Annotated in this window: 12 protein-coding genes and 1 riboswitch; of the genes, 5 read left to right on the top strand and 7 right to left on the bottom strand. The window is 66.8% G+C overall.

Translation table 11 applies throughout. The features are described from left to right. The first annotated feature begins 33 nt into the window (after positions 1 to 33). Positions 34 to 175: riboswitch (FMN riboswitch) on the top strand. A gap of 80 nt (positions 176 to 255) precedes the next feature. Next, positions 256 to 906 carry a 3,4-dihydroxy-2-butanone-4-phosphate synthase gene (gene ribB, locus EJA05_RS03150; protein ID WP_125857284.1) on the top strand — a complete coding sequence of 217 codons (651 nt, stop codon included), beginning with the start codon at positions 256 to 258 and terminating at the stop codon, positions 904 to 906. A gap of 120 nt (positions 907 to 1,026) precedes the next feature. On the opposite strand, the gene EJA05_RS03145 is transcribed toward ribB, so the two are convergent. From EJA05_RS03145 to EJA05_RS03135, 3 genes are read right to left on the bottom strand one after another with little or no spacing between them, the layout of a single operon-like run. Continuing rightward, entirely contained in the window at positions 1,027 to 2,220 is a 1,194-nt protein-coding gene (locus tag EJA05_RS03145) for an SGNH/GDSL hydrolase family protein (RefSeq protein ID WP_125857283.1), read from the bottom strand. A gap of 1 nt (position 2,221) precedes the next feature. After that, positions 2,222 to 3,349 (bottom strand): SGNH/GDSL hydrolase family protein, encoded by a 1,128-nt coding sequence (locus tag EJA05_RS03140; RefSeq protein WP_223811885.1) that lies wholly within the window; start codon positions 3,347 to 3,349, stop codon positions 2,222 to 2,224. Beyond that, positions 3,336 to 4,739: an MBOAT family O-acyltransferase gene (locus EJA05_RS03135; RefSeq protein WP_125857282.1), complete on the bottom strand. Its 1,404-nt coding sequence runs from the start codon at positions 4,737 to 4,739 to the stop codon at positions 3,336 to 3,338. Before EJA05_RS03135 ends, EJA05_RS03140 begins: the two co-directional genes overlap by 14 nt. A gap of 225 nt (positions 4,740 to 4,964) precedes the next feature. Between EJA05_RS03135 and EJA05_RS03130 the strand changes: the two genes are divergently transcribed. From EJA05_RS03130 to EJA05_RS03115, 4 genes are all read left to right on the top strand, one after another. After that, positions 4,965 to 5,207: an exodeoxyribonuclease VII small subunit gene (locus EJA05_RS03130; protein ID WP_011531978.1), complete on the top strand. Its 243-nt coding sequence runs from the start codon at positions 4,965 to 4,967 to the stop codon at positions 5,205 to 5,207. Next, positions 5,204 to 6,091 carry a polyprenyl synthetase family protein gene (locus tag EJA05_RS03125; protein WP_125857281.1) on the top strand — a complete coding sequence of 296 codons (888 nt, stop codon included), beginning with the start codon at positions 5,204 to 5,206 and terminating at the stop codon, positions 6,089 to 6,091. Before EJA05_RS03130 ends, EJA05_RS03125 begins: the two co-directional genes overlap by 4 nt. 184 nt (positions 6,092 to 6,275) lie before the next feature. Beyond that, a complete protein-coding gene (gene dxs, locus EJA05_RS03120) occupies positions 6,276 to 8,171 on the top strand; it encodes a 1-deoxy-D-xylulose-5-phosphate synthase (RefSeq protein ID WP_125857280.1) in 1,896 nt (631 codons plus the stop codon). Positions 8,172 to 8,265: 94 nt separating this feature from the next. Next, a complete protein-coding gene (locus EJA05_RS03115; protein WP_125857279.1) occupies positions 8,266 to 10,116 on the top strand; it encodes a TonB-dependent receptor domain-containing protein in 1,851 nt (616 codons plus the stop codon). Here EJA05_RS03115 and EJA05_RS03110 read toward each other — a convergent pair. The 4 genes from EJA05_RS03110 to EJA05_RS03095 all read right to left on the bottom strand — a co-directional run bounded on the left by EJA05_RS03110 (position 10,094) and on the right by EJA05_RS03095 (position 12,978). Beyond that, entirely contained in the window at positions 10,094 to 10,906 is an 813-nt protein-coding gene (locus EJA05_RS03110) for a cobalamin-binding protein (RefSeq protein ID WP_125857278.1), read from the bottom strand. The two genes, EJA05_RS03115 and EJA05_RS03110, sit on opposite strands and share 23 nt — an antisense overlap. Then, on the bottom strand, positions 10,906 to 11,325 hold the full coding sequence (locus tag EJA05_RS03105; protein WP_125462437.1) for an MFS transporter: 420 nt from the start codon (positions 11,323 to 11,325) through the stop codon (positions 10,906 to 10,908). The genes EJA05_RS03110 and EJA05_RS03105 overlap by 1 nt, the downstream gene beginning before the upstream one ends. Then, positions 11,322 to 11,939, bottom strand: a complete 618-nt coding sequence (gene ribA / locus EJA05_RS03100; RefSeq protein WP_125462436.1) for a GTP cyclohydrolase II — start codon at positions 11,937 to 11,939, stop codon at positions 11,322 to 11,324. Before ribA ends, EJA05_RS03105 begins: the two co-directional genes overlap by 4 nt. A 298-nt stretch (positions 11,940 to 12,237) precedes the next feature. Next, positions 12,238 to 12,978, bottom strand: a complete 741-nt coding sequence (locus EJA05_RS03095) for a substrate-binding periplasmic protein (protein WP_125857277.1) — start codon at positions 12,976 to 12,978, stop codon at positions 12,238 to 12,240. Position 12,979: the final 1 nt, after the last annotated feature.

Below are 12,979 nucleotides of genomic sequence, written 5' to 3'. Positions count from 1 at the left end.
TTGCCAGCAAGGTGGCACAGTGCTGTATGCTTGCCCGGTCTTCAGGGCGGGGTGAAAGTCCCCACCGGCGGTAAATCGAAAGATGAGCCCGCGAGCGCCCCGGCCATGCCGGGGGTCAGCAGATCTGGTGCGACTCCAGAGCCGACGGTCATAGTCCGGATGAAAGAAGGCGTCAGGCAGGGGCCATCCGGGCGCCCCTGCGCGCGCATTTTGTTCGCCCCGAGACGTTCATCGATCATTCACGAGGAGCGTTTCATGTCCACCTTGCACTCCAAGCAATTCCCCAACGTCACTGCCGCCATCGCCGCCTTCCAGGCCGGGCGCCCGGTGCTGCTGCTCGACGACGACGACCGCGAGGACGAAGCCGATATCGTCGCCGCCGCCGAGAACCTTTCGCTGCAGACCATGGCCATGATGATCCGCGACTGCAGCGGCATCGTCTGCCTGTGCCTGGACGAAGCCACCGTCGACGCCCTGCAACTGGCGCCGATGGTGCCGAACAACCAGGCCCGCCACGGTACCGGCTTCACCGTCACCATCGAGGCGGCCGAGGGCGTGAGCACCGGTGTCTCGGCACAGGACCGCATCACCACCATCGAAGCGGCGCTGCGCTCCACCGCGCAGCAGCGGCATATCGTCAGCCCCGGCCACGTGTTCCCGCTGCGCGCCCGCGACGGCGGCGTGCTGACCCGCCGCGGCCACACCGAAGGCTCGGTGGACCTGGCGCGCCTGGCCGGCCTGCGCCCGGCGGCGGTGCTGTGCGAATTGATGAACCCCGATGGCAGCATGGCCCGGGGTGAGCAGGTAGCGGTGTATGCCCGGCAGTACAACCTGCCGGTGCTGACCATCGAGGAGCTGGCGCGCTATCGCCAAGCCATGCTGGCGCTTGAGACCGAGCCGGCCTGACCTTTGTCGGGGGCGCTTTGCGCCCCTATCGCCGGCAAGCCGGCTCCCACAGGGATAGCGCATAGCTTGGGTTTATACGGTCGGGGTGGGAGCCGGCTTGCCGGCGATAGGGCCTGAAGCTCAACGCAACCCCAACGGCCCCTTCAAGAACGCATACAACCCCGCCGCACTCTTGCGATAGCCGTCAGCCGTCAGGTGCACCAGGTCTGGCCGCGCCAGCCCATTGGCCTGCCAACCGGCAATCGAGCACGGCCCGCCCATGAACGCCTGCCAGTCCCAGAACAGCGCCTTGTGCCGCTGTGCCAGTTGCTTCTGAATGCGGATCACCGACGCCAGCGGCTGTGGTTGACGCGCCGCGCAACTCGCCGCCTTGCGCCGCTTGATAGAGTCCGGCGGCCCGACCAGCAGGATCGCTGCTTGCGGCAGGTCCTTGCGCAGGCTGCGCAGCGTCGCCTCCAGCTGCGACTGGTACAGCCCCAGGTCGAGCGTGTCGTCGAAGGCCTCGTTGGTGCCATAGGCCAGGATCACCAGGTCCGGTCGCACAGCCTTGAGGCTGTCGAGCCAACCCGGCTGCCACTTGTCCACCACCTCCTGGCGGGCACCATTGATGCCCAGCGCCGAGTAGATCACCCCGGCATTCCTCTGCCCCTGCAGGTACCAGCCGCCCAACGCGATGTTGCCCCCGCCCTCGACGCCCAGTTGCAGCGGCAGGCCGAGATTGGCGAAGGCCGGGCTGAAGCGCCACTGCCCGTTGGTGATGGCCAAAGGGCGACGCTGGCCGCCGTTGGCCAGCAACGTGGCATTGCCGGTGGACTGGTACAGCGCCGAAACCTTGTAGCGCTGGCGGTCTTCATCGCGCGCCTGCAACAGCACGCTGGAGCGGTTGGCCTGCGGCAGCGACAGGTAACCGCCAAGCGGGAACTGACTGCTCTGCTGGTTGCGTGCCGACACCAGTTGCCACTGGCGCGCCTCGCTTTTGATGATCACTCGGTCATTGCGGATACCCGGCACCGACGAAGCCGGCACCAGGCCGATACCGCCATCGCCGTATTGCGCCTGCAACAGGCGGCGCAGCTCACCGCTGAACAGGTCGGCGGCGGTGTGCGAGTCGCCCAGCTGGACGATGCCAACCGGCGCGCGGCCGGCATTGCGCAACTTGCCGGCGAGCAGGCCGACGTTGCCGTCCTGGCGCACAACGGGCGCGGCTGCCGGCCGTGCGGCGGGCTGGGTGGCCACGCTGTTGGCGCCGGTGCTGCACGCAGGTACGGCGCTGATCAGCAGGGCCAGGCCCAGCAAGTGATGCCATTGGCGCATCTTAGTGTCCTGTAACGGTCAGGCCTGGCAAGCTGATCAGCGACAGTACCTGTGCGGCGATCATCTTCTGGCCCGTGATGGTGAAATGAATGCCGTCATCGACCCGCACCTTGACCCGCTTGCCCTCGGGCGTCAGCACCGTCGCGGCGAACCCGTCGTCGGTATAGCCGAGGATCGGGTTGGCCGACACATAGTGCTGGCCGTACAGCGCAGTCTGCTGCTGGTACAGGTCGCTCAGGTAGCCCATGGCCGTGGACAGCCGCGGCTTCTCCATGTTCGGCGGCCCGACCCACAGCACCTGCACGTTGTGCGCACGGGCCTGGTCGAGGATCGAGTCGATACGTGCACGATAGGCCACTTCCCACTCCGGCGACTTGAAGCGCAGAAACGGCTTGCCCTTGCCCTGGGGCATGTCCCAGGGGTCGTTGGGGCCGAGGAACACCACCATCAGGCGGATGTTCGGCTCGTGGGCGAGGGTCTCGGCCACGGTTTTCGGCCAGTTGAAGAAGCCCGGGTAGGCAAGGCCGGTACTCTGCTTGCTGAGGTTGACCGTGCGGATCTGGTAGCGCTTGCGCAGGCTGTTGGCCAGGTGCGGGGCCACGCCCTGCATCAGCGAGTCGCCGACCAGCAGTACGTCGTCGCCGGCGGCCAGGGAAACCACGGTGCCAGGTTGCAGCAAGGTCGGGGCAGGTGCCGCCGGCGGTGCTGCAACGGCCACCTGAGGCGGCAGGGCATGCTGGGGTGCAGGCGCAGGCAAGGCCACTGGCGTCGCCGGCAAGGGCTGGGCCAGCGCCGCCGGTGTTTCCAGGTTGACCGTGACCACCGGCATCGGCGCGGGCAGCACCTCGGGCAATGGGCCTGCGACCTGCTGCTGCGCCTCTTGCAGTTGCGCGATGACGCTGTCGCGGCCCTGCTCCAGCGCCACCGTCAGTTGCGCCCCGAAGCGCCAGGCCGGCAGTTGGCCGAGCAGCGGGATCTCGCAGCTCTGGTGGTACTTCTGCTGGCAGTACAGCCTGATCGAGTCCTGGTTCAGCCAGAACAACAAGGCGGTAGTGACCACGATCGCGTACAACGCACGGGCCGCGCCCATCTGCACCTGAAACAGCTGTTTGCTATCAGAAGCTTGCATAGATGAACCCCGGCACACCCGATTGCGAAGCGAAAATCACCAGCGACACGCCAATCCCCAACGGCACGGGGTAAAGCTGCCAGGGCAGCCGCTGGCTGGCGGCAAAGCCCTTGCGCAGCACTGCCAGCCACTGTGGATAAGTGGCGATGTACAGCACGCAGGCCAGCAGCATCAGGCCGGTGGCGCTGTTGAGCCCGGCCAGGCTCAGTTGGGCGATGTCGCCGAGCATCTCGACGGCGCCGTCCAGCGTCGGGCTGCGGAAGAAGATCCAGGCAAAGGCCACGTAGTGGAAGGTCATCAGGCGTGCCAGCAGGCCAGCGCCCGGCATCTGCGCAAAGCCTGGCAGCAGCTGGCTGAACAGCTTCGAGAGGGCAAGGCCAACCCCGTGCAGCGCGCCCCACAGAATGAAGTTGATGCTGGCGCCATGCCACAGCCCGGAAACCAGCATCGCCAGCAGCATGTTCAGGTTGCCGCGCCACACGCCCTTGCGGTTACCGCCCAGCGGGATATAGACGTAGTCGCGGATGAAGCGCGACAGGCTGATGTGCCAGCGCCCCCAGAACTCCTTGAGGTTGTGCGCGGCATAAGGTGCGTTGAAGTTCTCCGGCAGGCGGAACCCCAGCAGCAGGGCGATGCCGGTGACCAGGTTGGTGTAGCCGCTGAAGTTGAAGTAGATCAGCAGGCTGTAGCCGTACACGCTCAGCAGCACCTGCTCGGGGGTGAAGCTGCCCGGGGTTTCGAACACCGGGTCGACCCACTCGCTGCCCAGCCAGGCGCTGAGGAAGAACAGCTTGACCACCGCCAGCGCGATCAACCCCAGCGCCCGCTGTGGCTCCAGCACCTGGCGCAAGCCCTGCGGGCGGATCTGCGGCAGCATGTGCAGGGCGCGGTTGACCGGGCCGGCCACAAGGCTGGGGAAGAACGCCAGGTACAGGGCCAGGTCCAGCGCCGTGGCCGGCGCCAGTTCGCGACGGTTGATCGATACCAGGTAGCTGACCGAATGGAAGGTGTAGAACGACAGGCCGATGGGCACCAGCAGTTCCAGCAACGGCAGCGACACGTCCAGCCCGGCCGCCGCCAGCGCGGCTTGCACGCCTTCGACGAAGAATGCCTGGTACTTGAACAGGTAGAAGCAGCCCAGCACCAAGGTCAGCAGCAGCACGCCGCAGAACCGGCGCCCGGGGTAGCGCCCGGCCAGCAGCCCAAGCAGGTACACCAGTGCGCTGTAGCCCAGCAGGATGTACAGCGAGTTCAGGCTGAAACTCGCCACCAGGCCATAGCTTGCCGCCAGTAGCAGGAGGTTCTGTAGCCGTGCACTCCAGCACAGGCTCCAGTAGACAATGAAGAACAGCGTGAAGCAGAGGCCGAATTCGATAGAAAGGAAGCTCACAACGTAGTCCGTTACGTGACATCAAAGGGGGGGCGCCAGCCCGCGGGCCAGAGGGCGCGGAGTATGGCAGAGGGCCAACCCCCTCACAATCTGAAAACGACTGGATTTGCAAGACATCCGCACCGGCACAAATGCTACAAAATAAGACCAAAGCCTTGCTGATTTGCTCCCCCTGCCCCGCTCTGCTAGTGTCGCGCCGTTCTGAATACCACCGAGACAGTCGCCATGGCCCGCAAAAAAGCCTCCATCGATTTCGAACAGTCCCTCGCCGACCTGCAAGCCCTGGTCGAGCGCCTGGAGAACGGCGAATTGTCGCTGGAAGAGTCGCTGGCCGCCTTCGAGCAAGGCATCGCCCTGACCCGTGACTGCCAGGGCGCCCTGGCCCAGGCCGAGCAAAAGGTGCAGATCCTGCTGGAACGTGACGGCGAGCTGGCTGCCCAGCCGTTCGACGCGGAGCCAGAGGCATGATCGGCGGTTACCAGGCCAGTGCCCAGGTGCGGGTCGACGCCGCACTGGAAACGCTGTTCAAGGCCCCCTCCAAAGAACTCGAGCGCCTTTACGCCGCCATGCGCTACAGCGTGATGAACGGTGGCAAGCGCGTGCGCCCGCTGCTCGCCTACGCCGCCTGCGAGGCCCTGGGCGCGCCGGCCGAACAGGCCAACGGGGCGGCCTGCGCGGTGGAACTGATCCACGCCTACTCGCTGGTGCATGACGACCTGCCGGCGATGGACGACGACGACCTGCGTCGCGGCCAACCGACCACCCACAAAGCCTTCGACGAAGCCTGCGCCATCCTCGCCGGCGACGGCCTGCAAAGCCTGGCGTTCAGCGCCCTGCTCGACCCGGCGCTGAGCCCGCAAGCCGACAGCATCCGCCTGCAGATGGTCCAGGCCCTGGCCAAGGCCGCAGGCCCCGCCGGCATGGTCGGCGGCCAGGCCATCGACCTTGGCTCGGTGGGCGTCAAGCTCGACCAGCAGGCCCTGGAATACATGCACCGGCACAAGACCGGCGCGCTGATCGAAGCCAGCGTGCGCCTCGGCGCCCTGGCCAGCGCCCGCGCCGAACAGGCCCAGCTCGACGCCCTGCAGACTTATGCACAGGCCATCGGCCTGGCCTTCCAGGTGCAGGACGACATCCTCGATGTGGAGAGCGACACCGCCACCCTGGGCAAACGCCAGGGCGCCGACATCGCCCGCGACAAACCGACCTACCCGGCGCTGCTCGGGCTGGACGCCGCCAAGGCCTATGCCCTGGAACTGCGCGACCAGGCGCTGGGCGCCCTCGCCGGCTTCGGTGACAGCGCCGAGCCGCTGCGGGCCCTGGCTCGCTATATCGTCGAACGCCGTCATTAAGCCCTGACCGGATCGCGTGGGAGCGGGCTTGCCCCGCGATGACGGCGGTTGCCCTGACATCGCATCGCGGGGCAAGCCCGCTCCCACGAGCCCACAGATCCCTGCTGATACCCCCGTCTGAATGGGCAGCTTTTCCCACAATGGGGTAAACTGCCGCGTCTTCAAACCTATAACGACTCGCCTGATGCCCACGACGTTTCAAGAGATCCCCCGCGAACGCCCGGTCACGCCGTTGCTCGACCGCGCCGACACGCCTGCTGGCCTGCGCCGGCTGGCCGAAGCCGACCTCGAGCCTTTGGCCGACGAGCTGCGCCAGGAACTGCTCTATACCGTGGGGCAGACCGGCGGGCATTTCGGTGCCGGCCTGGGCGTCATCGAGCTGACCATCGCCCTGCACTACGTCTTCGACACCCCGGATGACCGGCTGGTGTGGGACGTCGGTCACCAGGCCTACCCGCACAAGATCCTCACCGGCCGGCGCAACCGCATGTTGTCGCTGCGCCAGAAGGACGGCATCGCCGCTTTCCCGCGCCGTAGCGAGAGCGAGTACGACACCTTTGGCGTCGGTCACTCCAGCACCTCGATCAGCGCCGCGCTGGGCATGGCCATCGCCGCCCGCCTGCAGAACGATCCGCGCAAATCCATCGCGGTGATCGGCGACGGCGCACTGACCGCCGGCATGGCCTTCGAAGCGCTGAACCACGCGCAGGAAGTGAATGCCGACATGCTGGTCATTCTCAATGACAACGACATGTCGATCTCGCGCAATGTCGGCGGGCTGTCCAACTACCTGGCCAAGATTCTCTCCAGCCGCACCTACGCCAGCATGCGCGAAGGCAGCAAGAAAGTGCTGTCACGCCTGCCTGGCGCCTGGGAAATCGCCCGCCGCACCGAGGAATACGCCAAGGGCATGCTGGTGCCCGGCACCCTGTTCGAAGAGCTGGGCTGGAACTACATTGGCCCGATCGACGGCCACGACCTGCCGACCATGATCGCCACCCTGCGCAACATGCGTGACCTCAAGGGCCCGCAGTTCCTGCACGTGGTGACCAAAAAGGGCAAGGGCTTCGCCCCGGCCGAGGTCGACCCGATCGGCTACCACGCCATCACCAAGCTGGAGCCGGCCAACAAGCCGGTCGCGCCGAAAAAGCCGAGCGGGCCGAAGTACTCCGCTGTGTTCGGCCAGTGGCTGTGCGACATGGCCGCCGCCGACAACCGCCTGGTGGGCATCACCCCGGCGATGAAGGAAGGCTCGGACCTGGTCGACTTCAGCGAACGCTTCCCCGAGCGCTACTTCGACGTGGCAATTGCCGAACAGCACGCGGTCACCCTGGCCGCCGGCATGGCCTGCGAAGGCGCCAAGCCAGTGGTGGCGATCTACTCCACCTTCCTGCAGCGCGGCTATGACCAGCTGATCCACGACGTGGCGGTGCAGGACCTCGACGTGCTGTTCGCCATCGACCGCGCCGGCCTGGTAGGCGAGGACGGCCCGACCCACGCCGGGGCCTACGACCTTTCGTACCTGCGTTGCATCCCCGGCATGCTGGTAATGACCCCGAGCGACGAGAACGAGCTGCGCAAGATGCTCAGCACCGGCCACCACTACAAGGGCCCGGCGGCCGTGCGCTACCCGCGTGGCACCGGCCCGAACGCGCCGATCAGCGGCGACCTCGAGCCACTGGAGATCGGCAAGGGCGTGGTCCGCCGCCGGGGCAGCAAGGTCGCCCTGCTGGTGTTCGGCGTGCAACTGAGCGAAGCCCTGCAGGTCGCCGAAGAGATCGACGCCACCGTGGTCGACATGCGCTTCGTCAAACCGCTGGACGAAGCCCTGGTGCTGGAAATGGCCGCTGGCCATGAGCTGCTGGTGACCGTCGAAGAAAACGCCATCATGGGCGGTGCCGGCGCTGCCGTGGGTGAGTTCCTCGCCCGCGAGGCGGTGGTCAAGCCGCTGCTGCACCTGGGCCTGCCGGACATCTATGTCGAGCATGCAAAGCCTGCGCAGATGCTCGCCGAGTGCGGGCTGGATGCCGCCGGGATCGAGGCTGCCGTCAAAGCCCGAATGGCCAAGCTCGGCCTGTAAGGCCCTATCGCGGGGCAAGCCCGCTCCCACGGAGACTGCGTGGGAGCGGCGGTGCGCCGATGCGACTTGCCCCGCGATTTCAATTGAACTGCCCATGAAGATCTCTACGCTTTCCCTGCTCTGCCTCCCTGCCGCCGCCCTGGCCGCCGAACCCTCCCGCGACGACGCCCTCAAGCTCCCCGATGTACTGATCAGCGCCAGCCGCCAGGTCGAATCGCGCAGCGCCACCAGCGCCGCCAACACGGTGTTCACCCGCAGCGACATCGACCGCCTGCAACCCACCAGCGTCAGCGACCTGCTCACCCGCGTGCCCGGCGTGCAAGTGGCGCCGACCGGCGGCCGCGGCAGCCTGCCCGGCATTTTCATCCGTGGCACCAAGGCCGCGCAGACGCTGGTGCTGGTCGATGGCGTGCGCATCGCCAATGCCACCTCCGGCGACAGCGGCCTGCAGTTTCTCGACGTCGAGCAGATCGAACGGGTGGAAGTGCTGCGCGGCTCGCGTTCGGCGGTGTACGGCAGCGACGCCATCGGCGGGGTGATCCAGATCTTCACCCGCCGTGGCCACGGCCAGGGCCTGCAGCCCCGCCTGCGCCTGGCGGCCGGCAGCAACCAGGCCTGGCAACGCAGCCTGGGCCTGGCCGGCGGCGATGGCGACACCCGTTTCAACCTGGGCGCCAGCCTGGACGAGACCGCCGGGATCGATTCGACCGGCCCGTCATTCGCCAGCGACGGCGACCATGATGCCTACCGCGACCGCTCGCTGAACCTGAGCCTGAGCCACGTGTTCAACGAACGCTTCGAGGCCGGGCTGAACCTGCTCGACAGCCGTGGGCGCAGCGAATACGACAACCCGTTCGGCCTGTTCGGCCAGAAGCCCTATACCGACTTCACCTTCAGCAGCCTCGGCACCTACCTGGACGCCCAGCTCAACGACGCCTGGCATTCACGCCTGGAGCTGGGCCACAGCGAGAACCGTGACGACAAGCGCGACAAGCTCAGCGACCAACGCCAGGTGTTCAACACCTACCGCGACCAGCTCACCTGGCAGAACGATTTCACCCTGGATGCGCGCAACAACCTGCTGCTCGGCGGCGACTGGTACCAGGACCGGGTGCATGCCAGCACCAACTTCGACGAGGACAGCCGCTGGAACCGTGCGGTCTTCGCCCAGCATCGCTTCGCCGGCGAGTGGTTCTCCACCGAGCTGGGGCTGCGCCGCGACCAGAACCAGCAGTTCGGCGGCCAGACCACCTGGAGCGCCAGCCTCACCCTGCCCGTCAACGCCAGCAACGACCTGCTGCTGTCCTACAGCGAGGGGTTCCGCGCGCCGACCTTCAACGACCTGTACTACCCGCAGTACAGCAACCCGAACCTGGACCCTGAGCGTTCGAAGAGCTACGAGCTGCAATGGCGTAGCCAGCTGACCGCCGACAGCCGCCTGGAAGCCTCGCTGTACCGCACCGACCTGCGCGACGCGATCATCTTCGGCGCCGACTCGATCCCACGCAACGTGGCCTCGGCGCGCATCAATGGCTTCGAGCTGGGGCTGCAGCAGCAATGGGGCGAATGGCACAGTCAGCTTGGCCTGGCACTGATCGACCCGCGCGACCGTGACAGCGGCCACACCCTGGCCCGCCGCGCCCGGCGCACGCTGAGCCTGGACCTTGATCGACAGTTCGAGCGTTTCAGCCTGGGCGGCAGCTGGCAGGCCGTCAGCAGCAGCTACGACGACGAAGCCAACCGCAATACCCTGGGTGGCTACGGCCTGCTCGGCCTACGCGGCGGCTGGTCGGCGACGGATGAGGTGAAGCTGGAGCTCAAGCTCGACAACCTGCTGGACAAAGAGTACAGCCGCGCCCTGTACAGCTTCGACGGCAGCCAGTACGGCTATCGCGAAGAGGGTCGCACCTGGCTGCTCAGCGTCACCTGGACACCGGCGCTGTAGCGTCGAGCAAGGCACACAAGCGCGCGGTGGCCTCGATCATCTGCCCGCTGGGCCGCTCCAGGCCCTTGTCAGGCACCACCAGCAAGTGGCCAGCGGCCACGGCGCTCAGCTTCGGCCAGCTACGCCAGCTGGCCAGTTGCGCCTGGTCGCCAGCGAGGATCACCTGCGGGTCACGCAGCAGCACCGACTCCAGGCTGACCTGTGGCGCCGGTTGCGGCAGGTCATCGAACACATTGCGCGCCCCGCAGACCCGCAACGCATCGCTGACCACCTGCCGCCCGCCCAAGGTATACAGGGGCTTGTCCCACACCTGGTAGAACACCCGCAACGGCGTCTCGCGCCGGTAGCGCTCGCGCAGGCCGTGCAGTCGTTCACGCAGGCTGGCCGCATACACGCGCCCCTGCTCTTCACGCCCCAGGCGCTGGGCGATGGCTTCGATCTGGGTGATCAACTGGTCGAGGTCGCCGGGCTCGGCGCTGAAGGTGGCAATACCCAGGCGCCGCAGCTGGTCGCGCTGCGCAGGCGCCACGCTGCCGGGCCAGAGCAGCAGCAGGTCGGGTTTGAGGCTGAGCAGCCGCTCCATGTCCAGTTGCCCGTGGCGCCCCACCGAGGGCAGATCCTGCAGCGATGCCGGGCGCTCACCGCCATCGAGCAGGCCGACCAGCAGGTCCTGTGCCTGCAACTCGACGACGATCTCGGTCATGGACGGCGCCAGGCTGACCACCCGCGGCGCAGCCTCGGCCAGGGCGCCGAAGCTCAACAGTGCAAGCAGAACGAGCAGCGCCCGCATCAGCCGAGCTGGCGCGGAATGCGGTAGAGGTACAACAGCACCACGGTGGAAATCGCCAGGAGGATCTGCGGCACCGCCTCCAGCCCGACCAGCACCGACAAGGCGGCGACCCAGGCCGGGAAACAGGCATACAGCATGGCCAGGCGCCGCACCCGCGCCAGCTCGATCCAGGCGGCCGGCTCCTCGGCACTGCCGAGGTGCTTGTCGGTGGCGATCAGCGTGCGCTTGTAGGCGCCGAAGCGCGGCAGGCTGAGGAACATGGTGGCTGCGCCGGCGATGAACAGCGGCATGGCCAGCACCGGGATCAGCGGCTCGCCGCCACCGAAAGCCCAGGCCATCACCGGCAACGGCACCAGGCCGACCGCCAGATACTGCCACCAGGCCAGCGCCAGGCGCCGCTTCACCTCGCCACGGGTCACGCCTGCGGCACCTCGCCCTGGTGCTTGTTACCCATCATGTGGCCCAGCTTGTCGGCCTTGGTGGCCAGGTACAGGCGGTTGTGCGGGTTGTGGCCAGTGTGCAGCGGCACGCGCTCGGCGACCTTGATGTGCATGTCGGTCAGGGCTTTGACCTTGCGCGGGTTGTTGGTCATCAAGCGCAGCGCGCTGACGCCCAGGTGCTCGAGCATCGGCAGGCACATGGCGTAGTCACGCTGGTCTGCGGCGAAGCCCAGGCGCTCGTTGGCCTCGACGGTGTCGGCGCCGCCGTCCTGCAACTCGTAGGCGCGGATCTTGTTCAACAGGCCAATGCCACGGCCTTCCTGGCGCAGGTACAGCAGCACGCCACGGCCTTCGCGGGCGATGGCCTGCAGCGCGGCGTCCAGCTGTGAACCGCAGTCGCAACGCTGGCTGAACAGCGCATCGCCGGTCAGGCACTCGGAGTGCAGCCGCCCCAACACCGGCTCGCCGTCGGCAATGTCACCCAGGCTGAGCACCACGTGCTCACGGCCGGTGGCTTCGTCGAGGAAACCATGCATGGTGAAAATCGCGTAGGGGGTCGGGAGTTTGCAAGCGGCGACAAAGACGACGGGCACGTTGTGCTCCTGGGAAGTGGGAAATTTCAGTTGGGCCGATTGTATCAGCAGCCCGGCGCAGGTGCGCAGGCTGAATATCGCCGCTTAAGATCGAAAAGTTCGATGCTTATGGGGAGCGCGCGCTGCATGCACCTGGGAACAACTGCCCTGCTGATTATCAGGACGCTGGCGCGAACCCTGTGGGAGCGGCTTTAGCCGCGAAACAGGCAACGCAGTGGATGGCACCGGCTTCGCCGGTGTTCGCGGCTAAAGCCGCTCCCACAGGATCAGCGCCAACAGTGGAAACCACCAGCCGCTCTCAATGCGGTTGGCTGTCGGCGCTGAACGGATACGGCTGCTTCCAGCGCTCGAAGATCGGCTTCAACTCACCGCTGCGCACCAGCTCGGCCATGCGCTTGTCGAACAGCGCACTCAGGGCCTTGCCCTGCTCGCTACGGGTAAAGGCCAGGTACAGCGGCAGCTCGGCGACGTGGGTGCTGCGAAAACGCTCGGGGTGTGGCGACTGCCCAAGCACGTAGTCGACTTCGGTCTGCGCATCGATGTAGAAGTCCACCCGGTCATGCTCGAGCATCGGCAGGATGCCCTCGCGGCGCTGAACCTCACGGAAGTTGTGTACGTTGGGCAGGTAGCTGGCGTAGTCATAGCCGCGCACCCAGGCCAGGCGATACTGGCCGACGTTTTCGGGCGTGGGCTGTGCCTTGCCGGCCAGGCCCAGGGCGTAGATGTGGTCCATGTCGAAGTGCCAGCGCGGGTAGAGGTTGTCGTCGTTCTCTTCCTTGTACGAGCCAACCCAGGCATCGGCCTCGCCACGCCTGACCAGGCCTACTGCACGGCTGTACGGCGCGCTTTGGGTGACGACCTTGACCCCTGCCGGCTCGAACACCTTGCGCAGCACGTCCCAGGCCACCCCGCTGCCATCGGCGTTGGTGTAGTCGAGCCATTCCTCGCTGACCAGGCGCACCTGTGCGGGCGTCTCGCGGGCCATGACGGCCGGGGCGACGAGCAGCATCAATGCCAGTACAACAGTCCTCACGCCCATC

The organism is Pseudomonas oryziphila (assembly GCF_003940825.1).
Classification (GTDB): domain Bacteria; phylum Pseudomonadota; class Gammaproteobacteria; order Pseudomonadales; family Pseudomonadaceae; genus Aquipseudomonas; species Aquipseudomonas sichuanensis.
Note: the sequence above shows the minus strand (reverse complement) of the source record. Positions and strands in the feature narration are given on the sequence as shown.

Bases quoted from the DNA above. Each gene is read 5' to 3' on its own strand.
- EJA05_RS03115 (WP_125857279.1), top strand. From the start codon at position 8,266: ATGAAGATCTCTACGCTTTCCCTGCTCTGCCTCCCTGCCGCCGCCCTG.
- EJA05_RS03130 (WP_011531978.1), top strand. From the start codon at position 4,965: ATGGCCCGCAAAAAAGCCTCCATCGATTTCGAACAGTCCCTCGCCGAC.
- EJA05_RS03145 (WP_125857283.1), bottom strand. From the start codon at position 2,220: ATGCGCCAATGGCATCACTTGCTGGGCCTGGCCCTGCTGATCAGCGCC.
- EJA05_RS03110 (WP_125857278.1), bottom strand. From the start codon at position 10,906: ATGCGGGCGCTGCTCGTTCTGCTTGCACTGTTGAGCTTCGGCGCCCTG.
- EJA05_RS03125 (WP_125857281.1), top strand. From the start codon at position 5,204: ATGATCGGCGGTTACCAGGCCAGTGCCCAGGTGCGGGTCGACGCCGCA.
- EJA05_RS03140 (WP_223811885.1), bottom strand. From the start codon at position 3,349: ATGCAAGCTTCTGATAGCAAACAGCTGTTTCAGGTGCAGATGGGCGCG.
- dxs (WP_125857280.1), top strand. From the start codon at position 6,276: ATGCCCACGACGTTTCAAGAGATCCCCCGCGAACGCCCGGTCACGCCG.
- EJA05_RS03095 (WP_125857277.1), bottom strand. From the start codon at position 12,978: ATGGGCGTGAGGACTGTTGTACTGGCATTGATGCTGCTCGTCGCCCCG.
- ribB (WP_125857284.1), top strand. From the start codon at position 256: ATGTCCACCTTGCACTCCAAGCAATTCCCCAACGTCACTGCCGCCATC.